The sequence below is a fragment of the Bradyrhizobium sp. CCGUVB14 genome (assembly GCF_024199935.1).
GTDB lineage: Bacteria > Pseudomonadota > Alphaproteobacteria > Rhizobiales > Xanthobacteraceae > Bradyrhizobium.
In genome coordinates this window covers 9,449,893-9,473,882 of record NZ_JANADS010000001.1, presented here as the reverse complement: position 1 = coordinate 9,473,882, position 23,990 = coordinate 9,449,893, and the positions used below count along the sequence as shown (strand labels likewise).

The window sequence follows — 23,990 nt, the reverse complement described above, 5'->3', positions numbered from 1 at the left end:
CTTGCGGGGAGAGGTCGCATCCCATCGCAGATGGGATGCGGGTGAGGGGGCACAGGTCCGTCGGCAGTCTCACGTGCGGAGAAAGGCCCCTCACCCCAACCCTCTCCCCGCAAGAACGGGGAGAGGAAGAACCACAATTCCACGGGCTGAAATGCGCTCCCGCAGGGCACGCCTGCACCTGACGCAGGAGGAATCGGCAGCCGCCGTGCTAACAAATGCCCACCGCGCTTTCCGCGCGAGGAAATGAATTTGCACACCTAAGCATTGCCGCGCCGCAAATGGCGCTTATGCCCGGGAGAGGAAATGACGGACATCGCCGAGATCCCGGTCGATGAGCAGGAACGTCCGCTGCCGCCGCCACCGCGCCCTGCACGGAGCGCGCTGACCGACGGGCCGATCCTGCGCACGCTGCTGGGGCTCGCCTGGCCGAACGTGGTCGCGCTGTCCGCTGGTACCTGCGTGGTGATCGCGGAGACCTCCTATATCGGGCGTCTCGGCGTCGAGGCGCTGGCCGCGATGGCGCTGGTATTTCCGACAGTGATCCTGACCATGACGATGTCGGGCGGTGCCATGGGCGGTGCCGTCGCCTCGGCCATCGCACGTGCGCTCGGCGCTGGCGATCGCGAACGCGCCGGGACACTGGCCGCGCATGCGCTGCTGATCGGCATCAGCTTCGGCCTCGTCTTCATGCTGGGCATGCTGATCTTCGGGCCTCAGGTGCTCACGATGCTCGGCGGCCGTGGCACCGTGCTGACGCATGCGATCGCCTACACGCAGGTGTTTTTCGGCGGTGCCGTGCTGCCCTGGCTGCTCAACACCATGGCCGGTGTGCTGCGCGGCACCGGCAACATGAAGCTGCCATCGCTTCTGATCCTCAACTCCGCGGTCTGGCAGATCGTGCTGGGTGGCACGCTGGGCCTCGGGCTCGGACCCTTCCCGCAACTCGGCATGCGCGGCGTCGCGGCCGGCGCGCTGATCGCCTACTCCATGAACATCTGCGTGATGGGCTGGTATCTGTTCTCGGGTCGCGCACGCGTCGTTCCAAAACTGCGGGGCTTGCGCATCCAATGGGCGATGTTCTTCGACATCCTGAAGGTCGGCGCGATCGCCTGCTTCTCGCCGCTGCAATCGGTGCTGACGATCTCGATCTTCACCCATATGCTGGCCAAATTCGGCACCGCGATCCTCGCCGGCTACGGCATCGGCGCGCGGCTCGAATTTTTGCTGACCTCGATCGCGTTCTCTTTCGGCATCGCCTCGGTGCCGATGATCGGCATGGCCGTGGGTGCCGGCCGCATCGGGCGCGCGCGGCGCATCGCCTGGATCGCGGGCGCCAGTGCCTTCGTTGCCGTCGGCGCGCCGGCCTGTCTCGTTGCACTGTTCCCCGACCTCTGGGTCAACATCTTCACGGACAGCGCGACGGTGCGCGCGACCAGCCATCAATATCTGTCGACGGTGGCGCCGTTCTACGCCTTCATCGGCCTTGCCTCGACGATGTACTTCTCGTCGCAAGGCGCGGCCAAGGTGATCGGCCCGGTGCTGGCGCAGACCGCCCGTCTCATCTACATCGCGACCTGCGGCTGGTGGCTGTCGACGCATGATGCGACGGCGCAAAGCTTCTTCTGGCTCGCCGCGAGCTCGATGGTCGTGCTGGGCCTGCTCTCAAGCTCGAGCGTGGTGCTGACCCGCTGGGGACCGCGCGAGACGAAGCCGGCCGTGCGGCCTGTGCTGTCGGTTGTCGACTAGCGGATGATCCGGAAAAGTGGGAACCGGTTTTCCGACAAGATCATCCGCAAACAAGAAGCTGAAGCGCGGCGGCGATATGCCGGCGCGAGCTAGCGATGCCTGTGGCGGCGATGGCCTCCGCCGCCGACATTGGCGAGCCGCATCAATTGCGGGATCATCGCCATCATGTCGCCGCCGCCGGCGCCGCCGAGCATGCCCATGATATCGCCGCCGCCCATGCCGCCAATTCCCATCGGCATGGTGCCGCCGCCCATCGGCGTGTAGCCGCCGTAATTGGGCGCGCCGTAGCCGCCGCCGAAATTGCCGCCGGCGAGGCCTCCCATGCCGCCACCGCCCATCATGCCGCCGAGTCCGCCGCCGCCATTCTCCATCATGCGGCTCATCATCGGGCCCATGGTCTGCATCAGCATGGCGAAGCGGCGCTTGCCCATCTTCGCCTTCATCATCTCCAGCATCGGCGCCATCTGGGTCATCATGTCCTCGCCGCCGGCACCTCCGCCGCCGCCCAGGAACTGCGCCTTCGCCGGCGAGCTCGCGACCGAAAACAGCAGCAGCACGGCGGCTGCCTGGCAGATCACCTTGTCCGCACCTCTCATGGCATGCTCCTCGCGTGCGTGGCGTCGCCGGGAGAGCGAGGCCAACCGGACGCACGCGGCCATGGTTACGGCGGCGCAGGGTGGCGTTCTGTGAGAAAGATCACGCAGCCATACCCGGAAAGGCCGTGTGCATCGCGGTCACGGCCGCCTTCGTCTGCTCCTGCACATAGGCAGCAAGCTCGTTCGGCAGCATGTCGATGATCCAGACCAGCCGGCACCTTGCCTCGCCCGCGGCGATCACCTGCACCGAGGCGCTGTAGTGCTTCAGCCGCTCGTTGTCGATCGCGTAGACCAGCCGCTGCCGCGCATCGTCGCAATCGACCAGCACCTCGCGCGCCACCGAGCCGTTCGCGAACGTAACGATGCGCGCATCGCCGTCGAGCTGGCAAGCAGTGACGAAGCCCGGCACCAGCCGCTGATGCAGCGCGCCGAAATCGCGCACCGCGTCCCAGACGTCGTTGGCCGGCGCGGGGAGTGGGATGTCGTTGTGGATGGAGGCCATGAAGGTGTCCTTGAATGCTGTCTTTGATTTCGCAAACTGTCGCCACAAACGCCGTCATTGCGAGCGCAGCGAAGCAATCCACAGATGCCTCTCCGGAAAGAGTCTGGATTGCTTCGTCGCAAGGGCTCCTCGCAATGACGGAGCAAGTGGCAAATACTCAGCTACAAACCGCCTCGACATTGTTGCCGTCGGGATCGATCAGGAACGCCGCGTAGTAGGTCGGACTGTAATCCTTGCGCGGCCCGGCGCCGCCATTGTCGTGGCCGCCGCTCTTCAGGCCCTGGCTGTGAAACGCCTTCACCGCGTCATGGTCCTTGGCGCGAAACGCGATATGCGCGCCGTCGGCCTTGCGGCCCTTGTTCAGATGCAGCCAGAGCGCCGGCTCGCCCTTCGGCCCGAAGCCGGCATAGCCGTCGCCGCTCGAGCACAGCACGTAACCGAGCGGCGCCAGCACCGCGGTGTAGAAACGCGTGGCGGCGTCGAGGTCGGCAACGCGCAGTCCGATATGGTCGTACATGGTCATCTCCATTGCAAAGCGCGCCGCGTGATGGCGCGCGCCGGAGAGGACCCTAGTCAGTTGAGGACAAGCTGCTCTTGGAGAATCTTGCGCTTGGCCCGCAGGAATTTTTTTTCGCGGGATGATCGTCGTGGGGCTAGACCGGATACCGCCATTTCAAGGCGCGTCGCAGCAGCAGGATGACAACGATCAGGACGGCGACGAGCGGCCAGAATGGCCATGGAATCGGCCCCTCCTGCTGAACATGAGCCATGTACAGGGCGACGCCGAGCAGCGTCATGGTCAGTGCCGCAGCCGACCAGTATAGGGGCGAGCGCAGCATGCCGGTTGCGGCATACTCAGCGGCATGTTCGCGAGCTCGCCGCGTGAGCCAGTAGAAGAACGCGAATTGTCCGATAATGAAGATCCAAGCCAATTTGAGCCTCGTCGCGCGCGCTTCGGCCGGACGATAGCGCAGTGCGCGGCGCTCGGAGATCCATTCAGCTCGTCTGGTCAACGAAGCCTTAGCAAGGCCTGCCTCAGTTGAGGGCCGGACGTTCCCCAAAAATCTCGCGTTCTCCCCGCGCGGCCTGCCGGAACTTGGTCGGCGACATGCCGGCGGCGCGGTGGAAGGTGCGGACGAAATTGGAGAGGTCGCCGAAGCCGACGTCATAGGCGATGTCAGTCACCGCGATGTCGTCGTCAGTGAGCAGGCGCGCGGCGTGACGCAGCCGCGAGCGCACCAGATATTGATGCGGGGTGACGCCGAGCACGTTGGAAAACAGCCGCAGGAAGTGGAACGGGCTCAGATCCGCCAGGCGCGCGGCTTGCTCGAGGTCGATCTCGGCATGCGAATTGTCGTCGATCCACAACGCGGCCTCCACCGCACGCCGTCGGTCGCGCGCCGTCGGTGAGGCCGGCTTGCGCGGCTTGCCCGAGACCACATCGACAAAGCGGCTCGCAAAAATCTGGCCGACCTCGTCGAGGCCAAGGTCGCTGTTGCCATCTGCCGCCGTCTGGGCGAGCTCGCCCAGCACCATCAGTTCGGGCAGCGGCGGCGTCGCGCCGACCTGCCACGTCTCGCGCCGCCCGCCGAGCGCCTCGACCAGATCCTCGCTGAAGAAGAAAGACAGGCAGACGTCGCCGCAGACGTGCTCATGCGTGCAGGTGTATTCGTCGCCGGGCGCGCCGACCAGCAGTGAGCCTGCGACAAGCTCGAAGAAGCCGGCGCGGCAATGGCAGCCAAAGCTGCCCGAGCGGACATAGGCGATGGAATGACCGGTGCGGCACTCGGCAAACGGCTTGTCGTCCGGTCCCGCGTCGCAGCGAAACTCGGAGACCGTCATCGATTGTGACGTCAGCAGCCTGGTCGCATCCATTCCACCTATCTAGGTGGGTGAACGCGGCGGGGCAACGGGCAGCAGCACCTCGAACAGCGTCTTGCTGGCGATCGGATGAGCGCCCTCGAGCGCCAGCAGCCGTCGCTTGGAGATCACCCCGCCGTAAGGCGAGATCCGGTCGGCATAGCCGCCGGCCTCCAGCACCCGGTGGCACGGCACGATGATCATGTAGGGATTTCTGGAGATCGCCTGCGCCACCGAATGCGCGGCGCCGGACGCGCCCAGCGCCTTGGCGATCTCGTGATAGCTGCGTGTCTCGCCGCGCGGGATGGTGCAGGCATATTCGTAGACCCGCCGGTTGAAGGCGGGAACGCCGCCGGCGTCCAGGCTGACGTCGGAAAAATCAGGATCGCTGCCTTGCAGCAAGGTCACGATGCCCTCGATCGCCAGCTCGGTGTTGAGCGGGACCGCCTGCTCGCGCGCCTCGGGATGGACCTGAAAAATCCGGCGGCGGGTGTCGATCTCCCGCGCCTCCGGCAATTGAACGGCCACCACGCCGGAATGGCTCCAGACGATGCCGCAACGGCCTATGGCCGTGTCGAATGTCGTGTAAGCACGCCCCACCATGCGCACGCCCCACTGATCGCACGTGTCTCAACCCCTGCAGCGATCATAACACTGCCACAATTCGGCGCACCTGGAATCTTACCGGGACGTTAACAACTGTCCGGCCTGACTCGCCAAAGCGCTTGGCGCCGGACACCGTCTCGGCTAATCAGGACGGGCGCAGCACACGCGCATAAGCGGGCGTAGTTCAATGGTAGAACGGCAGCTTCCCAAGCTGCATACGAGGGTTCGATTCCCTTCGCCCGCTCCAACCCCTTTATCGCACAAAGCACCCGGAGGGCATGGACATGCTCGATACCGTCGCCATTGCCTGTGATCACGGGGGCTTTGCTCTCAAGGAAGCGCTGAAAGTCGCTTTGCCCGATCTGAACTGGCTCGATCTCGGCACGAACAGTGCTGAGTCCGTCGACTATCCGGATTTCGGCAACAAGCTGGCCGACGCCATCAGGGACGGCAAGGCCGCGCGCGGCATTCTCATCTGCGGATCGGGGATCGGCATTTCGATCGCCGCCAACCGCCATGCGCACATCCGTTGCGCGCTGGTGCACGATGTCACGGGTGCCCGGCTGTGCCGCCAGCATAATGATGCGAACGTTCTGGCGCTGGGCGGACGCACGACCGGCGATGTGGTCGCAAAGGAATGCGTCGAAGCGTTCCTCAACACGGCATTCGAAGGCGGCCGCCACCAGAAGCGTATCGACAAGCTGGGGTAGCGGCCGTCCTCAGTTCGGCAGGCTCCGCAAGAACTCCAAGAGCGCCGCGTTCACCTCGGCCGGCCGCTCCTGTTGCGTCCAGTGTCCGCAGCCCGGGCGCCATAGCGCACCGAGCGGCATCAAGCGCTCGTCATCCAGGGGCACTAAACTTGCCTTGGTCAGCAGGGACTCATTGGCGCCGCGTTTTTGCCTCTGATCATCTCACAAGACATTCGGGTCCGGCCTGTTGCCGGGCAAACGGAGGCATGGATGACAAACTCAGCACCTGTTTTCACCGCTGACAGTGGTAGCGACGGTTCCGTCACGCGAGTATCGACCGGCGCAACCGGGGCACAGGCTGATGACCAAAGTCACCAGCCCGCGTTGTCGCCCGACGGCACGAAAGTGGTATTCGAATCCTATGCCGACAATCTGCTGCCCGGCGATACCAACGGCGTGCCCGACATCTTCGTGAAGGACCTGACGACCGGTGCGATCACGCTCGTGTCGATCAATGCGAGCGGGGTGCAGGGGGATAGCTGGAGCTATCAGCCGGTTTTTTCCCCCGATGGTACCAAGCTGGCGTTCTCATCTGCTTCCGACAATTTGGCCCCGGGCGATACCAATCAGGCTTGGGACGTCTTCGTGAAGGACCTGACCACCGGCGCCATTACGCGTGTGTCGACCAGTGCCGTCGGGGCACAGGCGGACGGCTTCCAGAGCACCAACCCGGTATTCTCGCCTGACGGCACCAAGGTTGCGTTCTATTCCGACGCCGACAATCTCGTGCCGGGCGATACCGACCACATGCGCGACATCTTCGTGAAGGACCTGACCACTGGCGCGACAACGCTTGTGGGGCCCAGCCCGTACAACGGGGGAGACGGCACCAATGGTGGGGATCAGAATGGCTATACATACGCCCCCTCGTTCTCGCCCGACGGCACCAAAATCGTGTTCGGGTCCACCACGGGATTCGGCCAGGGCAACGATATCTACATCAAGGATCTTGCGACCGGGGCCACCACACTGGTGTCGGACAGCGCCAGCGGCGTTCGTGGGAATGGCGGTAGCTACGACCCGGTGTTCTCGCCCGATGGCACCAAGGTGGCGTTCTATACCTTTGCCGATAATCTTGTGCCGGGTAGCTCCAACATCGGAATCGGCAATATTGTCGTTAAGGATTTGACCACGGGCGTGGTCACGCTGGTATCGGCCGATGCCGGCGGAGCCCCTCAGAACAACGGCGAAGCGCAGAAGCCCGTATTCTCGCCTGATGGCACCAAGATTGCATTTTATTCTGCGGCCCAAAATCTCGTGCCGGGTGTCGGCTATTATGGCGACGAGGTCTATGTGAAGGACCTGATCACCGGGGCCGTCACCGTTATCTCGACCAACGCGAGTGGGGCGCAGGCAAATGGCTACAGCCAGCTTCCCGGCTTCTCGGCTGACGGCACCAAGCTGGTATTCGAGTCTTCAGGCAGCAACCTGGTGCCGGGCGATACCAACGGCACGTCCGACATCTTTGTGAAAGATATTGCAACGCCGTCCGTCACCGGAGCGAAGCTGACGGACAATGGCGCTGCCCATGTTTCGACATCGGGGGCGGTGTTCTTTTCGGACGCCGACAAGAGCGACATCCAGACGGTCTCGGTGGCATCGCAAAACGGCAATCTCGGCATACTCACGGCTATCGTCAACGATGCCGACGGCAAGGTGACGTGGAGCTATGATGTCTCTCACGCCAACATCGCTCCGCTCGCGGCCGGACAGACCCATACCGACACCTTCACCTTGACCCTCGACGACGGCCACGGCGGTTCCGCGACGCAGACCATCACCGTGACGCTGACGGGTATCGATGATGCGCCCGTGATCGGCTCGGGCCCGACGGCAAGCTTCGCGGAGAATGGCACCGGCGTCGCCTGCCACATCGCGGCGACCGACGTGGACAGCCCGACGCTGACCTATTCGCTGTCCGGCACCGACGCGGCTCTGTTCAACGTGTCGGCGACGGGCGATGTGACGTTCAAGTCTGCGCCCGACTTCGAAGCGCCGAAAGACGCAAACCACGACAACGTCTATGATGTCATTGTAGCGGTCAGCGACGGCGAGAAAATCACCACAAAGAACGTCGCGATCACGGTCACTGACGTGAGTGACACCGCCTCCGGCGGTGTTCTGATTGTCACGGGATCGACGGGCTTCACATCGATCGATGGGGCAACGATCAGTATCGGCGTGACCGGGAATTTGCATGAGACCGGCAGCACCGGTGTCATCAGCAACAGCCTGATCAGCGATCTCGGCTCGCTGAACGAAACCCAGGCGACGCTCGCCTTCGCGAACGATATCATCTTCGGCGGCTCCCTCGGCGTGATCGTCGCCAATGGCGGTGCCATCACCTTCGACAATACGCATCTCGACGGGATCTCGCTGAGCGCGACATCCGGGGGACTCATCGAATCCGTTGCAGGCAGCACCAACAGCTTCAACAACGTGACACTCAAGGCCGGCACCGTGTTCGACGACAATGCCGGAAGCGTTCTGAATGTCAGCGGCTTGCTGAACAACGACGGCAAGATCGAGCTCTCCGATGCCACCAAAACCGTCTTGACCGGCGACGTCGTCGTCATCGGCAACGGCGAGATCAAGCTCGATCCGGGCTCCCTGATCCTGAACGGCGGTGCGCATCATACGCTCGACCTTGAAGGCGGCACGATCGACGGCGCCGGCACGATCGGCAACGGAGACCACAGCCTCACTTTGATTATCGGCTTCGCCGGCACGCTTGAAGCGAGCGGGTCTCAACCGCTTGAGGTGAACACCGGCAATTCTGTCGCCAATAACGGCCTGATCGAAGCCACGCACGCATCGCTCAATTTCGACGATGCCGTTGTCAACGGATTTGCAACGATCGCTGCCGATCAGGGCGGCACGATCGACTTCAGGAATGGCCTGACAAATGGGGGCGGTCTCGTCGATGTACGCGCCGGCAGCGAGGTGGACGTCTCGGGCAACCTTGTCAACAACGGCACGGTCCTGGACAGTGCCGTGCTCAAAGTCGATAATTTGAGCGGGACTGGAACTGTCTACGTCAATAACGGGACGTTGGCGGTCGCGGGCAATCTGAGCAACAACGTCGTTCTGACCGGCACGGATTCGTTTGTCTTCGGACCCGGTGCCAAGCAAACGTCTGGTGTCATCACGAACTATTCGCCAGCTACAACGCTGGTGCTGGATGGTTTCGACGCCCAGGTCAACGTGGTCTTTGACACCCAGACCAATATTCTGACGCTGACCGATGCGGATCATCATGCGATGACGCTTCACCTCGCGCCTGGGTCCCTAATCCCGCAGGTCCACGGCGCGGCGTCGGACTTTCTCGTCTAGGTGTTTCCGTGGAACTTGGTGCGAAGAGTGCGGCGGCGCGCAAAGATTCCAATATATTAGCCCCTCGGTCCCGGCACGCACCGCGCCTCCGGCCTAAGCTCCCAAGGTCCGGCGGATGCGGTCCATGCGCCGGGCGATGTTCGGATCGGAAGACCATGGACCAGCAAAAACTCGACAGGGCGATCGGTCGCCGATTGAAGATTCTGAGGACGCAGGCCGGCATGACCTTGAACGAACTCGCGAGCCGCTCCGGTGTCAGCCGGGCCATGATCGGGCGGGTCGAGCGGGCGCAGAGCAGTGCCACGGCGGCGTTGCTCAACAAGCTCTGTGCGGCGCTCGATGTCTCGCTCAGCGACGTCGTCGCGCTCTCGGAGAAACCGCCGGAGCGGCTGACGCGGCTGGCCGATCAGCCGCAATGGCGCGATCCCGACAGCGGCTACCGGCGACGTCATGCCTCGCCGGCCGATGCGGCGAGCGGCATCGAGATCATCGTCGTCGACCTCCCGGCCGGCGCGCGTGTGGCCTACAGCCCCTGGGGCCGCAGCGCCTTCACCCAGCAGCTGCTGATGCTGGAAGGCGCGGTCTGCGTCCACATCGACGCCAAGGCGGTGCGGCTGCGTGACGGCGATTGTCTCGACTTCGACGTCATGCGCGCGGTCACCTTCGAGAACGAAACCAAACAGGATGCGCGCTACGTCATCATCACGCGGCGCGGCACCTCATACGGGAAGATGTGATGTCGCTGATCGTCCGGGACGCTACGCTGGAAGATGCCGGGGATATCCTCGCCATCTACAATTTCGCCGCGATCAACACCACGGCGGTCTGGACCGACGGCCCGGCCGATCTCGATTCACGGCGCGACTGGATCCGCGCGCGGCAGCAGGCCGGCTATCCCGTGCTGGTCGCGATGAAGGGCAGGGACGTCGTCGGCTTCGCCTCGTTCGGCGATTTCCGTCCCTTTCCGGGCTATCGCCACACCGTGGAGAATTCGGTCTATGTCGACGAGCGGCATCATCGCGCAGGCATCGGCCGCAGCCTGGTCGCCGCGTTGATCGAGCGCGCCACGGCGCTCAACAAGCATGCCATGATCGCGGGGATCGACGCTGCCAATGCCGGCTCGATCGGCCTGCACGCTTCGCTCGGCTTCATCGAGGTCGCCCGCATGCCGGAGGTCGGCTGCAAGTTCGGCCGCTGGCTCGATCTCGTCTTCATGCAGAAGCAGCTTGCGAGCGACGTAAGGCCATGACCATGCAGATCCGCACCGGCGACACCTTCGATCCGCGCGTTGTCGCGCTGCTCGACCATCACGTCACCGCCGCGCGGGCGCAGACCGCGCCGGGCAGCGCGCATGCGCTCGATCTCGCAGGGCTTCGCGCTCATGACGTCGCGTTCTGGACCGGCTGGGACGACGAGACGCTGGTCGCGACCGGCGCGCTGAAGACGCTCACCGCCGACCACGGCGAGGTGAAGTCGATGCACACGCTGCAGACCACGCGCCGCCGCGGCTTTGGTGGCCTGATGCTCCGCCACATCATCGCGGAGGCGCGCCGGCGCGGCATCCGGCGGCTGAGCCTCGAGACGGGCTCGTGGGACTATTTCAAGCCGGCGCACGCGCTCTATCAGGCCCACGGCTTCGTGCCATGCGCGCCGTTCGAGAGCTATGTCGAGGACCGCAACAGTCTCTTCCTGACCCTCGACCTCGGGACCTAGCGCCAAACCCCGGCGCAACCGGGACTCGAAAATATCGTCCTGTCCCTCAAAATGAGTTGCGCACCTCAAAACGCCTCTGCTAGCCTTCAGGCATGGCCCAAGAGACTTCCGAAAGTCTGACCGTCTCCGCCGTGCTGACGTTGAAGGACATCGCCCGCGAGGCCGGTGTCAGCTTGGCGACGGTCGATCGCGTCCTGCATAACCGCCCCGGCGTGCGGCCGGACACGGTCCGGCGCGTCCAGGAGACGATCGCGCGCAATGCCTTCCAGCCGCATGTGGCGGCCGCCGAGCTCGCCCGCGGCCGTGCCCGCCGGTTTGCCTTCGTCATGCCGACCGGGGCGAACCCGTTCATGCAGCAGATCGAGGCCTATCTCGGCGAGATGTCGGCCTGGCTCTCGGCCCGCCGTCTCAGCGTCGAGTTGATCAATACCGATGTGTTCGACCCGTCCGTGCTCGCGACGTCGCTCGAAGCGCTGGCGGGCGATTACGACGGCGTTGCCGTGGTCGCGCTGGATCATCCCGGCGTTCGCGCCGCGATCAACGATCTCGTCGATGCCGGCACCAAGGTGGTGACGCTGGTTTCGGACGTGCCGTCGTCGCGCCGCCACCATTATGTCGGCATCGACAACATCGCCGCCGGCCGCACCGCCGGCGCCCTGGTTGGGCGGCTGGTCGGCCACAAGCCGGGCAAGATCGCCATCATCGCGGGATCGCAGGGCCTGCGTGACCATGCCGAGCGCATTTTTGGTTTCAACCAGGTGATGGCGTCGGAATTTTCGGACCTCGAGATCCTGCCCCTGCTCGAGGGGCGCGACGATGACGACCGCTCCGAGCAGCTGATATCGCGGCTGCTCGGCAAGCATCCCGACATCATCGGCCTCTACAATGTCGGCGCCGGCACGCAAGGCGTGGCCAAGGCGCTGACCGAGGCCGGCCGCGAGAAGCAGATCATGTTCATCGCCCACGATCTCACCGCGATGACGCGAAGGCTGCTGCTGCAGGGCACGCTGGATGTCGCGATCTCGCAAAATCCGGGGCACGAGGCGCGCGCTGCCGTGCGCGTGCTGCTGTCGCTAGCGCGTAACGAGCCGATCTTGAGCGAACAGGAGAATATCCGCATCGACATCCTGATGCGGGACAATCTGCCGTAGCCGCAAGGCGCGCGGTGCCTTGTGTTTTGAAGTGAGTGATTGCGGAAAGCGCGACGTCAGTTCGTGCACCGCGGCAGCGTGATCCGGAAAAGCGGGCAGCGGTTTTCCGACCAGGTCACGCTCAAACGATGAGGGAGGGACGAGTTTGTATCTCGGATTGGACATCGGCACGTCCGGTGTGAAGGCGGTGCTCGTGAACGAAGCCGGCGCGGTCGTCGCGACGGCGTCGCGCGAGCTTGCGCTGTCGCACCCTGCGCCGCTGTGGTCCGAGCAGGATCCCGATTCCTGGGTCGATGCGGCGATCGGCGCGGTCGATGATCTCGCGCGCCTGCACCCGCGCGACGTCGCGCAGGTGCGCGGCATCGGGCTGTCAGGCCAGATGCATGGCGCGACGCTGCTCGGCGCGGACGGACGCCCGCTGCGGCCCGCGATCCTCTGGAACGATGGCCGCTCGCACGCCGAATGCGTCGAGCTCGAGCGACGCTGCCCTTCGTTGCACGCCATCGCCGGCAATCTGGCCATGCCCGGCTTCACCGCGCCAAAGCTGCTCTGGGTGGCGCGGCACGAGCCCGATGTTTTCGAACGCGTCGCCAAGGTGTTGCTGCCGAAAGCCTATGTCCGCTATCGCCTCACCGGCGAGATGGCCGAAGACATGTCGGACGCCGCGGGGACGCTGTGGCTCGACGTCGGCCGGCGCGACTGGTCGGCGGAGCTGCTGCACGCCACCGGGCTCGACCTGCAACACATGCCGCGCCTGGTCGAGGGCAGCGCGGTCAGCGCAGTGCTTGCGGGCGAATTCGCGCAACGCTGGGGCATGGCGAACGACGTCGTCGTCGCCGGCGGCGCCGGTGACAATGCCGCGAGCGCGATCGGGCTCGGTGCGATCGCCCCCGGCGATGCCTTCCTGTCGCTCGGCACGTCCGGCGTCGTGTTCCGTGTCACCGATCGCTTTGCACCGGCGCCGGAAGCGGCGGTGCATGCGTTCTGCCACGCGCTGCCGGGTCTCTGGCACCAGATGGGCGTGATGCTGTCGGCGGCCGCCTCACTCGCCTGGCTCGCAGGTGTGATGGAGACGCCTGCGGCCGCGCTCCTCGCGCCGCTCGGCGAGCGCGTCGACGGGCCGAGCCCGGTCAAATTCCTGCCCTATCTCGACGGGGAGCGTACCCCGCACAACGACGCCACCGCGAGCGGCGCCTTCGTCGGCTTGCGCGCGGCGACCGGCCGCAGCCAGATCGTCCAGGCCGTGCTCGAAGGCGTCGCCTTCGCCGCGCGCGACAATCTGGCGGCGCTGAGCGCGGCAGGCGGAGCGATCACGGACGTCGATCTCGTCGGCGGCGGCTCGCGCTCGCCGCTCTGGGCGCAGATTTGCGCCGACGTGCTCGGCATCGCCGTGCACCGCGTCGAGGAGGGCGAGGTCGGCGCGGCGCTCGGCGCAGCGCGGCTCGGCCGGCTTGCCGCCACCGGCGACGATCCCGCCCAAATCTGCACCCGTCCCCGACGGCTCGCCAGTTTCGTGCCCCGCGCCTCCGCAGCGTCCGCCTACGACGAGGCCTATCGCCGCTGGCGCGCGCTTTATCCCGCCTTGAAGGAGAGTCTTTAAGTGAACGCGTCAGCCAAATTCTTCGATGTCAGCGCACCCGTTGCCTTTGCCGGCAAGGATGCGGGAAATGCACCCGCCTTCCGCTGGTACGACAAGGATCGCATGGTTCATGGCCGCAGGCTGGAGGATCACCTGCGCTTTGCCGTGTGCTATTGGCATTCGTTCTGCTGGCCAGGCGCAGATCCCTTCGGCGGCGAGACCTTCTTGCGGCCGTGGCATCACGGCTCCGATCCGATGGCGATGGCGCGCGCCAAGGCCGATGCCGCCTTCGAGCTGTTCCGCCTGCTCGATGTGCCCTTCTTCACCTTCCACGACGTCGATGCGGCGCCCGAAGGCGCCTCGCTCGCTGAATCCGTGGCCAATCTCAACGTGATCGCGGACCTGTTCGAAGCGAAGATGGCCACGGCAAAAGTCCGCCTGCTCTGGGGCACTGCAAACCTGTTCACGCATCGCCGCTACATGGCAGGCGCCGCGACCAATCCGGACCCCGAGATCTTCACCTATGCCGCCGGCCAGGTCCGCGCCGCGCTGGAGGTGACGCACCGGCTCGGCGGCCAGAACTATGTGCTGTGGGGCGGCCGCGAGGGCTACGAGACGCTGCTCAACACCGATCTCAAGCGCGAGCTCGATCAGCTCGGCCGCTTCGTCTCGCTCGTCGTCGAGCACAAGCACAAGATCGGCTTCAAGGGCCCGATCCTGATCGAGCCGAAGCCGAAGGAACCGACCAAGCATCAATATGATTTCGACGTCGCCACCTGTTACGGCTTCCTCGCGCGCTACGATCTGCTCAAGGACGTCAAGCTCAACATCGAGCAGAACCACGCCATCCTCGCCGGGCACTCCTTCCATCACGAGGTCGCGCTCGCCGAGGCGCTCGGCGTGTTCGGCTCTCTCGATATCAACCGCGGCGACGATCTGCTCGGCTGGGACACCGACCAGTTCGCGATGAATGTGGGCGAGCTGGCGCTGGTGTTCCACGAGATCCTGAACCGCGGCGGCTTCACCTCGGGCGGGCTCAATTTCGACGCCAAGATCCGCCGCCAGTCGATCGACCCCGATGATCTCATCCATGCCCATGTCGGCTCGATGGATGCCTGCGCGCGCGCGTTCCTCGCTGCCGCCGACATGCTCGATGCCGGCGCCCTCACGGCGCCGCTCGCCGACCGCTACAATGGATGGGCCGGCGCCGAGGGACGGGCCATTCTCGGCGGCCAGCGCTCGCTCGCCGATCTCGCCGATCGCGCGCTGGGGTCGGGCTTCGACCCGCAGCCGCGCTCGGGACGGCAGGAATATCTGGAATCCCTCGTTAACCGCTACGTCTGAGGTGGCTGATGGCAAGTGCTGACACAACACCGGTCCTCGAACTCTCCGGCATTGGCAAGGAGTTCGGCGCCATCCGCGCGCTGCATGACGTCGATATGCATGTGCAGCCTGGCGAAGTGGTTGGCCTGATGGGCGACAACGGCGCCGGCAAGTCGACGCTGGTCAAGATCATCGCCGGCAATTTCCGCCCCAGCCATGGCGAAATCCGCTTCGGTGGCAGTGCGGTCCATTTCAACCGGCCCATCGACGCCCGCGCGGTCGGGATCGAGGTCGTCTATCAGGACCTCGCGCTGGCCGACAATCTGACGGCCGCCGCCAACGTATTCCTCGGCCGCGAGCTCAAACGCAAATTCGGGCCCATCGCCTTGCTCGACCACAAGGCCATGGCTTCGCGCGCGCTGGAGCTGTTCGGCGAGCTGCGCTCGGAGACGCGCCCCCACGATCTCGTCAAGCAGATGTCCGGCGGCCAACGCCAGGCGGTCGCGATCGCGCGGACGCGGCTCTCAAACGCAAGACTCGTGATGATGGACGAGCCGACGGCCGCGATCTCGGTACGTCAGGTGGAGCAGGTCCTCGGCCTGATCCATCGTCTGAAAGAGCAGGGCGTCGCCGTGATGCTGATCTCCCACCGCATGCCCGACGTGTTCGCGGTGTGTGACCGCGTGATCGTCATGCGCCGCGGCGAGAAGCGGGCCGACAAGCCGATCCACGAGACGTCCCCCGAGGAAGTCACAGCCCTCATCACCGGCGCGAAGGAGGCGGCGTGATGTCCGTACCCATGGAAAACCCGATCTCCTTCACCAATGTCGGTCGCAGCAAATGGTGGCACCGCGGCATCTTTGCCTCGCAGACCGGTTACGTCCTGCTGGCGCTCATCGTGCTGATGATCGTGATGCGGTTTGCCAGTCCCTATTTCTTCACCGAAGGGAACATGCAGAACGTGGCGAAGAACTTCTCCTTCATCGCCATCGCCACGCTCGGGATCACGTTCGTCATCATCACCGGCGGCATTGATCTCTCCGTCGGCTCGATGATGTGTTTTTCCGCGATGATCACCTCCATGGTCATGGTGGAGCTGTCGGCGCCGGGATCGGCGTTCGTCCATCTGGCCGCCGACGGCAAGACCGTCGTCGCCAATGTGCCCGGCTTGATCCTCCTGATCTCGGTGCTAGCAGGTCTGTTCGTCGCGTTCATCGTCGGAATCGTCAACGGCTTCTGCATTGCGGTGCTCGGGCTGTCGCCGTTCGTCACCACGCTCGGCATGCTCTCGATCGTGCGCGGGCTCGCCTATGTCGTCTCGAACGGCCGTGGCAGCTTTCCGGGTGGGCCCGACGCCGACCTGTTCTACGGATTGACCTCGGGTGATGTGCTCGGTGTGCCCGCGCCCTTCATCTATCTGGTGATCCTGGCCGTTGTGATGGCGGTCGTGCTGCATCACACCAGCTTCGGCCGCCATGTCTTTGCGCTCGGCGGCAACGAGAAGGCTGCCGAATTGACCGGCATCCCGGTTGTGCGCGTGAAGATCGAGGTCTACGTGATCTGCGCGCTCGCCGCTGGCCTGCAAGGCATCATCATCTCGGGCTGGCTGGGATCCGCGCCCGCGAATATGGCGACGTCCTACGAGCTCAACGTCATCGCCGCCGCGGTGATCGGCGGCGCCAACCTTGCCGGCGGCCTCGGCGGCCCCCTGGGCGCCATCGTCGGCTGCGTGCTGCTGGAGGTGATCCGCAACGGCCTCGTGCTTGCGCAGGTCAACTCCTACTGGCAGCAGACGCTGGTCGGCGTGATCATCATCCTGGCCGTGCTGGTCGACCGCATCCGCTCGCGCATGACCTAACCAGTTACTCCGGAAGGACAACGAAACATCGTCTATCCGCCTGCCGGGGCATCACATCACAAATGGATAGGCAACAAAGTGTGGAGGGAAGAAATGAAGAAGCTTCTGTTGGCCGGCGTGACCATCGCGATGATGGCGACCCCGGCATTTGCCCAGACCTACAAGTTCGCCGTCGTGCCCAAGGCGATGAACAACCCGTTCTTCGACGTGGCGCGCGACGGCTGCATGAAGCGCGCCAAGGAGCTCGGTAACGTCGAGTGCATCTACAAGGGACCGATCGAGCACGAGCCGGCGACGCAGGCGCAGATCATCCAGGACTTCATCACCCAGAAGGTGGATGGGCTCGCGATCTCGGTTGCCGACGTCGCGGCGATGACCAAGTCGATCGACGCGGCGGCTGCAGCAGGCATCCCCGTCATCACGTTTGACGCGGACGCGCCGGGTTCCAAGCGGCAATCCTATATTGGCACCAACAACAAGGACTTCGGCGTCGCGCTTGGCAAGCAATTGCTGCAGCTCCGGCCCGAGGGCGGCAAGTACGCCATGGTCTCCGGTGGTCCGGGTGCGAAGAACCTTGCCGAACGCGTCGATGGCGTTCGCGAAGCACTCAAGGGCTCGAAGTGGGTCGAGGTCCAGGGGTCGCCGACCTTCTGCAACGACGATTCCACGCTCGCGGTCCAGCAGATGTCCGACCTGCGCACCGCGACGCCGGATCTCGCCGCGATCGTTCCCGTTGGCGGCTGGCCGATGTTCGCGCCGGAAGGCTTCAAGGCCTTCGTCAACAAGAACAAGAAGGACATCGACAGCGGCAAGCTGACGCTCGTCGTTGCCGATACGCTGAAGATGCAGCTCGAGTTGCTGCGCGACGGCTACTCCAACGCGCTCACCGGCCAGCGTCCGTTCGAAATGGGCGAGAAGTCGATGGATACGCTGTTGGCTATCAAGAAGGGTCAGAAGGTTCCGGAAACGATCTACACCGGCCTCGACCTGGTGACGAAGGATAACGTCGCTCAACTCTTGAAGTAGAGACGTCAAGCAGGAACGTCTCCCAGCCCCGACGTTCCTGCGTTACACTCCCTCTCCCGCCGCGGGGGAGGGAGTGCTGCTTTGGAAGGAAATTGCAATGAAGCGTACCCAGCTTGCTGATGGTCTTGATGTCACTTCGATCGGTCTCGGCTCGGCGCCGCTCGGCGGCCTGTTTTCGGCGGTCAGCGATGCCGACGCGGAGGCCACCGTCGCGAAGGCCTGGTCGCTCGGCGTCCGCTTTTACGATACCGCGCCGCTCTACGGCTTTGGCCTGGCGGAACAACGACTGGGTGCTTTCCTGCGGCAGCAGCCGCGCGAGTCCTATGCGATCTCGACCAAGGTCGGCCGCCTGCTGCGCGCGCCCGGTAGCGCGACGATCGAGGACGATCACTACAAGGACGCGCCTGCACTGCGGCCGCAGTTCGATTTCAGCTATGACGGCGTGATGCGTTCGGTCGAGGAGAGCCTGGTCCGGCTCGGGCTCGATCGCGTCGACGTCCTGCTCGTGCATGATCCCGACGATCACTATGACGATGCCGTCAGCGGCGCCTTCCGCGCGCTTGTGCGTCTGCGCGATGATGGCACCGTGAAGGCGATCGGTTCCGGCATGAACCAGTCCGAGATGCTGACGCGTTTCGCCGAAGCGGTGCCGGTCGACTGCTTCCTGCTCGCCGGCCGCTATACGCTGCTCGACCAGGGCGCGCTGAACGCGCTGTTTCCGGTTTGCGTTGCGAAGAACATCGGCATCCTGCTCGGTGGCATCTACAATAGCGGTATCCTCGCCAATCCGCATGCGGGCGCGAAGTTCAACTATGAGGACGCTGATGCGGCGCTCGTTGCGCGTGCGCTCGAGCTCGACCAGCTCTGCCGCAAGCACGACACCGAACTGAAGGCCGCTGCGCTCCAGTTCTGCATGGCCCATCCGGCCGTGGCGGTCGCCGTGATGGGCGCGCGCAACGCCGCGGAAGTCGCCGACAACATCGCGATGTCGGAGCGCACGGTGCCGCAAGCCTTCTGGCAGGAGCTGCGCGCGAAAAACCTCGTCGACGCACGGTCGCCGCTGCCTGGCGGAGCGTGAGACATGGCGATCGACGCCCACCAGCATTTCTGGGATCCCGCGCGCGCCGACTATCCCTGGATGGAGGCGCCTGAGCTCACGCCGATCCGCCGTGCCTTCGGGCCCGCCGATCTCGCACCGCTCTTGAAGGCGAACGGCATCGACGCAAGCATCGGGGTGCAATGCCGCTCGTCGCTCGCGGAGACCGAGGAATTCCTGGCCGTCGCACATGCGACGCCCTCCGTCATCGGTGTCGTCGGCTGGGCCGATCTGACCGATGCCGCGCTCGGCGACACGCTTGATCGGCTACACGGCCTGCCGGGTGGCGCAAAGCTGGTCGGCATCCGTCACCAGGTCCACGACGAGGCCGATCCCGACTGGCTGCTGCGCGCCGATGTCCAGCGCGGACTGGCGGCCGTATTCGCCCACGATCTCACTTACGATCTTCTGGTCCGCACCCGCGAGCTCCCCGCCGCGATCGCGACTGCAAAAGCCTTTCCGCAGGGCCGCTTCGTGCTCGACCACGCCGCGAAACCGCCGATCGCCGATGGCGGCAGCGCCGAATGGTCCGACCGCATCGCGGCGCTTGCGGCCTGCGACAACGTCTGGTGCAAAGTCTCGGGCCTCGCGACGGAAGCCAAGTGGGATGATTGGGACGCGGAGCGGCTGTTTCCGTACGTCCAGCACGTCGCGAACTGCTTTGGCGAGGACCGCCTGATCTTCGGCTCGGACTGGCCGGTGTGCCTGCTCGCGGGCAGCTACGGCGAGATCAAGGGCGCGCTGGAGACGTGCCTGGCGAAGCTGGGGCCGCAAGTGCGCGAGAAGGCGTTCGGGGTGAATGCGAAGCGGGCGTATCGGCTGGCGTGATGATGTGATCGGCGCAAACGCGCGCCCAATCACAGCCGTCGTCCCGGCGAACGCCGGGACCCATAACCCCAGGGAGGAGTTTGGCGAAGATCAGTCGTTCGGTACGCCTACCGCTCGCAATCCGAGAGATCACGCGGTATGGGTCCCGGTCTTCGCCGGGACGACACCGGTGTTTGAGGCGGCGCTTATCGCCCTCACGCCCCCGCGGGCACCTGATCCAGAAAGCCCGTGATGCTCTTGATCCGCCCGTCCTTCAGCACGGCGAAATCGGTCCCCTTGATCGGGCTGTCGACACCTTCAGGTCCAAGGCCCCACGAGAAGCGGACATGGTCGCCGTAGCCGTTGGGCTCGCCGAGCAGACTGAACTTGAAGTCCGGAAAGCGCTGTTGCACGCCTGATATCAGCGCATCGATACCGTCCCGGCCGTCCCCCTTCATCAGCGGATCGACATAGCTCGCATCCGCCGTCCAGTTCTCGCTGAGCAGTTCGCGGCGGCGATCTAGTGCGCGCTCGTTCCAGAGATCGATGTAGCGGCGGGCGATGGTGACGTGGTCGGTCATGAGACTCTCCTTCGATGGCGCCGTGTGGTTCGGCTGGCCGGACTATCGAAGGTTCGCGTGCGAGGATCGATTACCTCGGAGATCATGGTTCGCAAAAAAAAAGAGCGCGATGATGGTCTCATCGCGCTCTTGTCGCATGTCGGTTCCGCGCGAATTTACTTCGCAGCGGTCACCATGATCTCAACGGTGTATTGCGGCGCCGCCAGCTTGGCTTCGACGGTGGCGCGGGCCGGGGTGTTGCCGGGCGACACCCAGCCGTCCCACACGGCGTTCATTTCCTGGAACGTCTTCATGTCGGTGATGTAGATCGTGGCCGACAGCAGCTTCGACTTGTCGGTGCCGGCCTTGGCGAGGTGGCCGTCGATGGTCTTCAGGATGTCCTGGGTCTGCTTGGTCACGCTTTCGCCGGCCGCGTTGTTGGCGACGACACCGGCGAGATAAACGGTGTTGCCGTGCACGACGACCTGGCTCATGCGCGGGCCGGTTTCAAAACGCTGAATGCTCATAACGGGATCTCCTGTTGGGAATGGCGGCCCTGTCTAGCGCAGCACCTCGCGCTGTGCCACCCCGGGCACGCATGCGTTGCCGCCAATGCATGCGCCACGAGTAACGCATGCGCTCGTTCAACGAAACCGGCTGAAGAAAGCCCAAATCGTCTCGGCGCCGTCGATGTCGGCATTCTGCGGCCCGAGCAGGCCGGTTGCAACCTTCGGGAAGCGGGCATCCGGCGCAAATCCGGGCATGCGATGTCCGCCATTGTTGATGCGATAAAGCAGGACGTCGTGCCCTGCAGGGCAGCGTGATGTGATCCGCGTGACGCTGGATTGATCGTCGGGCGCCTTACCGGGAAGATCAGTCACGCTGGCGTCGTCGCTCTCGCAGCCATTGAGCTCGCGCCAGAATGCCACGGTCTTCTCGGTGGACCAGAAACCGTCTGCGGCAAAATAGCTCGACCCGCGTCCACCCTCATAGGGGATCAGCGGATCGGCCGTGCCGTTCATGATCAGCATCGGCAGCGGCCGCGACGGATGGCAGGTGACGGCGGTCTCATCGGTGAGGTTCATGATCACGCTGGCGCCGGCCACAAACAGATCGGCGCGCGCGCAGACCAGCGTCATCACCATGGCGCCGCCATTGGAAACGCCGGTGACATAGACGCGTTTGGCATCGGCCGTGCCGTCGGCCACCAGTTTCTCGACGAGCTTTGTGATGAAAGCGATGTCATCGGTGCCCGGCGGTGGACCACGCAGTTCAGGCCCCGCTTTCGTCCGCGCATCGGCCCAGGCATGGTTGAGGCCGTCGGGAAACACCACAGCCAGCGCCTCGCGTTTGGCGACCTGCGGCCACGCCGTCCGCGTGACCATGTCGGCGCCGCGCTGGGTCTTGCCATGCAGCACGATCACGAGCGGCGCCGGTTTCTTCGCCGGCAGCTGTACGGTGTAGGAGCGCATCGTGCCGTTGACGTCGATCGTCTCGGCGGAGGCCGCCGGCGCTGCGGTGAGCGCCGCAACAAATGCCCCGACGCGCATCCACCACTTCATGATTTACCCCACCGCTTTTGCCGCGGCGCGGCCGGCGTTGCGGCCCGAGAACAGGCAACCGCCGAGGAAGGTGCCCTCGAGCGAGCGATAGCCGTGCACGCCGCCGCCGCCGAAGCCGGCGGCTTCGCCGACCGCATAGAGGCCGGGGATGACGCTGCCCTCGGCGCCGAACACGCGCGAGTCGAGATCGGTCTCGAATCCGCCCAGTGTCTTGCGGGTGAGGATGTTGAGCTTGACCGCGATCAGCGGTCCCTTCTCCGGATCGAGAATGCGATGCGGCGACGCCGTGCGGATCAGCTTGTCGCCGATGTAACGCCGCGCATTGTGGATGTTCATCACCTGCGCGTCCTTGACGTAGGGATTGGCGATCTCGCGGTCGCGCGCCTCGATCTGCATCCTGATCTCGTCGAGCTTGAGCAAATCATTACCGGCGAGCTTGTTCATGGCGGCGACGAGGTCCTCGATCTTGTCGCGCACGATGAAGTCGACACCATGGCTTTTGAACGCCTCTACCGGCGCCGGCGCGCCCTTGTTGGTGGCGCGGCGCAAGGTCATGCGCCAGCTCTTGCCCGTGAGATCGGGGTTCTGCTCCGAGCCCGACAGCGCAAACTCCTTCTTGATGATGGCCTGCGTCAGGATGAACCAGGAATAATCATAGCCGGTCGACATGATATATTTGAGCTGGCCGAGCGTGTCGGAGCCCGGAAACAGCGGCGCCGGCAGCCGCGTGCCGGTGGCGTCGAACCACATCGAGGAGGGGCCCGGCAGGATACGGATGCCGTGGCGTGGCCAGATCGGTGACCAGTTCTGGATGCCCTCGACATAATGCCACATGCGGTCGCGGTTGATCAGCCGCGCGCCCGTCTTTTCGGTGATGCCGATCATGCGGCCGTCGACATGCTCGGGGACGCCCGAGATCATGAATTTCGGCGGCGCGCCGAGCCGCTCCGGCCAGTTCGCCCGCACCAGATCATGATTGCCGCCGATGCCGCCGGACGCCACGATCACGGCCTGTGCCTTCAGCGCAAACTCGCCGACGACATCGCGCGACGAGCTCTTGCCGCGCGCGACGTTATCAGGCGCGAGGATCGCGCCGCTGACGCCGTCCACCGTGCCGTTGGTGATCGAGAGCGCATCGACGCGATGGCGGAATTTGAAGATCAGCCGGCCGCTCCCGGCGGCTTCGCGTGCGCGGCGCTCGAACGGCTCGACGATACCGGGGCCGGTGCCCCAGGTGACGTGAAAGCGCGGCACCGAATTGCCGTGGCCCATCGCGTCGTAGCCGCCGCGCTCGGCCCAGCCGACCACGGGGAAGATGCGATGCCCCATCGCGCGCAGCCAGTCGCGCTTCTCGCCGGCCGCGAACGCCACATAGGCCTCGGCCCATTTGCGCGGCCAATAATCCTCGTCGCGGTCGAAGCCGGCGGTGCCGAGCCAGTCCTGCATCGCCAACTCGAAGGAGTCCTTGATGCCGAGCCGGCGCTGCTCCGGCGAATCAACCAGAAACAATCCGCCGAACGACCAGAACGCCTGGCCGCCGAGCGACTGCTCGCCCTCCTGGTCGACGACGATCACGCGCTTGCCGGCATCCGCAATCTCGGTCGCCGCCACCAATCCCGATAGTCCTCCGCCGACGACAATCACGTCAGCCTGCTCGGTCGAATGCCCGGCCATGAGTTCCCCCCCTGTAGTTGCCCGGAATTGAAGCCAGTTGCGGTAACTGAGATCAAGGGCGTGGCGCGTAAGACACCGTTAACTTGTTCCACTTTGGGATGAAGGCCGGCCGAGTGCAGCGCGGACGCAACACTGGATTTGAATTTGTTTTGAGCGAGCCGGCCTGCCTAGACAAAACCACGGAGTCGACCGACGCTAGGCGCGCATCACCACCTGACACGCAGATTCGAAAACGACCGGGGCGGGGGA

General features: G+C 64.8%; 24 protein-coding genes and 1 tRNA gene. 15 read left to right on the top strand and 10 right to left on the bottom strand.

Annotated features, from left to right (window positions below):
• The first annotated feature begins 303 nt into the window (after positions 1 to 303).
• Entirely contained in the window at positions 304 to 1,746 is a 1,443-nt protein-coding gene (locus NLM32_RS44365; RefSeq protein ID WP_254134932.1) for an MATE family efflux transporter, read from the top strand.
• Positions 1,747 to 1,835: 89 nt separating this feature from the next.
• Here the strand turns inward: NLM32_RS44365 and NLM32_RS44360 are convergent, their stop codons facing one another.
• From NLM32_RS44360 to NLM32_RS44335, 6 genes are all read right to left on the bottom strand, one after another.
• Positions 1,836 to 2,342: a hypothetical protein gene (locus tag NLM32_RS44360; RefSeq protein ID WP_254134931.1), complete on the bottom strand. Its 507-nt coding sequence runs from the start codon at positions 2,340 to 2,342 to the stop codon at positions 1,836 to 1,838.
• 100 nt (positions 2,343 to 2,442) lie between these two features.
• Positions 2,443 to 2,844, bottom strand: coding sequence for an SRPBCC family protein (locus NLM32_RS44355; RefSeq protein WP_254134930.1), 402 nt, complete (start codon positions 2,842 to 2,844; stop codon positions 2,443 to 2,445).
• A 157-nt stretch (positions 2,845 to 3,001) separates the two neighbouring features.
• Positions 3,002 to 3,361: a VOC family protein gene (locus tag NLM32_RS44350; protein ID WP_254134929.1), complete on the bottom strand. Its 360-nt coding sequence runs from the start codon at positions 3,359 to 3,361 to the stop codon at positions 3,002 to 3,004.
• Positions 3,362 to 3,497: 136 nt separating this feature from the next.
• Positions 3,498 to 3,857, bottom strand: a complete 360-nt coding sequence (locus NLM32_RS44345) for a hypothetical protein (protein ID WP_254134928.1) — start codon at positions 3,855 to 3,857, stop codon at positions 3,498 to 3,500.
• Positions 3,858 to 3,879: 22 nt separating this feature from the next.
• Positions 3,880 to 4,719, bottom strand: a complete 840-nt coding sequence (locus NLM32_RS44340) for a helix-turn-helix transcriptional regulator (protein WP_254134927.1) — start codon at positions 4,717 to 4,719, stop codon at positions 3,880 to 3,882.
• A gap of 9 nt (positions 4,720 to 4,728) precedes the next feature.
• Positions 4,729 to 5,307, bottom strand: a complete 579-nt coding sequence (locus NLM32_RS44335) for a methylated-DNA--[protein]-cysteine S-methyltransferase (protein WP_254134926.1) — start codon at positions 5,305 to 5,307, stop codon at positions 4,729 to 4,731.
• Positions 5,308 to 5,483: 176 nt separating this feature from the next.
• Here NLM32_RS44335 and NLM32_RS44330 point away from each other — a divergent pair.
• The 14 genes from NLM32_RS44330 (at position 5,484) to NLM32_RS44265 (ending at position 19,966) form a co-directional block, all read left to right on the top strand.
• A tRNA-Gly gene (locus tag NLM32_RS44330) sits at positions 5,484 to 5,557 on the top strand.
• Between the two features lie 37 nt (positions 5,558 to 5,594).
• Entirely contained in the window at positions 5,595 to 6,020 is a 426-nt protein-coding gene (gene rpiB, locus NLM32_RS44325; RefSeq protein ID WP_254134925.1) for a ribose 5-phosphate isomerase B, read from the top strand.
• Positions 6,021 to 6,206: 186 nt separating this feature from the next.
• A complete protein-coding gene (locus NLM32_RS44320; protein ID WP_254134924.1) occupies positions 6,207 to 9,392 on the top strand; it encodes a VCBS domain-containing protein in 3,186 nt (1,061 codons plus the stop codon).
• A gap of 155 nt (positions 9,393 to 9,547) precedes the next feature.
• Positions 9,548 to 10,129 (top strand): helix-turn-helix domain-containing protein, encoded by a 582-nt coding sequence (locus NLM32_RS44315; protein WP_254134923.1) that lies wholly within the window; start codon positions 9,548 to 9,550, stop codon positions 10,127 to 10,129.
• Positions 10,129 to 10,641, top strand: coding sequence for a GNAT family N-acetyltransferase (locus NLM32_RS44310; RefSeq protein WP_254134922.1), 513 nt, complete (start codon positions 10,129 to 10,131; stop codon positions 10,639 to 10,641). The genes NLM32_RS44315 and NLM32_RS44310 overlap by 1 nt, the downstream gene beginning before the upstream one ends.
• A gap of 2 nt (positions 10,642 to 10,643) precedes the next feature.
• Positions 10,644 to 11,105, top strand: a complete 462-nt coding sequence (locus NLM32_RS44305) for a GNAT family N-acetyltransferase (RefSeq protein ID WP_254135559.1) — start codon at positions 10,644 to 10,646, stop codon at positions 11,103 to 11,105.
• Between the two features lie 92 nt (positions 11,106 to 11,197).
• The gene (locus NLM32_RS44300) at positions 11,198 to 12,256 is read left to right on the top strand and encodes a LacI family DNA-binding transcriptional regulator (protein ID WP_254134921.1); all 1,059 of its coding nucleotides are present in this window, start codon (positions 11,198 to 11,200) and stop codon (positions 12,254 to 12,256) included.
• A 145-nt stretch (positions 12,257 to 12,401) separates the two neighbouring features.
• Positions 12,402 to 13,856, top strand: a complete 1,455-nt coding sequence (gene xylB / locus NLM32_RS44295) for a xylulokinase (RefSeq protein ID WP_254134920.1) — start codon at positions 12,402 to 12,404, stop codon at positions 13,854 to 13,856.
• Complete coding sequence (gene xylA, locus NLM32_RS44290) at positions 13,857 to 15,179, top strand: xylose isomerase (RefSeq protein ID WP_254134919.1); 1,323 nt, start codon at positions 13,857 to 13,859, stop codon at positions 15,177 to 15,179. It abuts the gene before it with no gap.
• A gap of 8 nt (positions 15,180 to 15,187) precedes the next feature.
• A complete protein-coding gene (locus NLM32_RS44285) occupies positions 15,188 to 15,946 on the top strand; it encodes an ATP-binding cassette domain-containing protein (RefSeq protein WP_254134918.1) in 759 nt (252 codons plus the stop codon).
• Entirely contained in the window at positions 15,946 to 17,016 is a 1,071-nt protein-coding gene (locus tag NLM32_RS44280) for an ABC transporter permease (protein ID WP_254134917.1), read from the top strand. Before NLM32_RS44285 ends, NLM32_RS44280 begins: the two co-directional genes overlap by 1 nt.
• Before the next feature lie 93 nt (positions 17,017 to 17,109).
• Positions 17,110 to 18,042 carry a sugar-binding protein gene (locus NLM32_RS44275; protein ID WP_254134916.1) on the top strand — a complete coding sequence of 311 codons (933 nt, stop codon included), beginning with the start codon at positions 17,110 to 17,112 and terminating at the stop codon, positions 18,040 to 18,042.
• 97 nt (positions 18,043 to 18,139) lie between these two features.
• Positions 18,140 to 19,120 carry an aldo/keto reductase gene (locus tag NLM32_RS44270; RefSeq protein WP_254134915.1) on the top strand — a complete coding sequence of 327 codons (981 nt, stop codon included), beginning with the start codon at positions 18,140 to 18,142 and terminating at the stop codon, positions 19,118 to 19,120.
• 3 nt (positions 19,121 to 19,123) lie between these two features.
• Positions 19,124 to 19,966: an amidohydrolase gene (locus tag NLM32_RS44265; RefSeq protein ID WP_254134914.1), complete on the top strand. Its 843-nt coding sequence runs from the start codon at positions 19,124 to 19,126 to the stop codon at positions 19,964 to 19,966.
• 194 nt (positions 19,967 to 20,160) lie between these two features.
• On the opposite strand, the gene NLM32_RS44260 is transcribed toward NLM32_RS44265, so the two are convergent.
• The 4 genes from NLM32_RS44260 to NLM32_RS44245 all read right to left on the bottom strand — a co-directional run bounded on the left by NLM32_RS44260 (position 20,161) and on the right by NLM32_RS44245 (position 23,741).
• Entirely contained in the window at positions 20,161 to 20,526 is a 366-nt protein-coding gene (locus NLM32_RS44260; protein WP_254134913.1) for a nuclear transport factor 2 family protein, read from the bottom strand.
• Positions 20,527 to 20,681: 155 nt separating this feature from the next.
• Entirely contained in the window at positions 20,682 to 21,032 is a 351-nt protein-coding gene (locus NLM32_RS44255; protein ID WP_148774597.1) for a RidA family protein, read from the bottom strand.
• Between the two features lie 117 nt (positions 21,033 to 21,149).
• Positions 21,150 to 22,067: a PHB depolymerase family esterase gene (locus NLM32_RS44250; RefSeq protein WP_254134912.1), complete on the bottom strand. Its 918-nt coding sequence runs from the start codon at positions 22,065 to 22,067 to the stop codon at positions 21,150 to 21,152.
• A gap of 3 nt (positions 22,068 to 22,070) precedes the next feature.
• Complete coding sequence (locus NLM32_RS44245) at positions 22,071 to 23,741, bottom strand: FAD-binding dehydrogenase (protein ID WP_254134911.1); 1,671 nt, start codon at positions 23,739 to 23,741, stop codon at positions 22,071 to 22,073.
• Positions 23,742 to 23,990 lie beyond the last annotated feature (249 nt).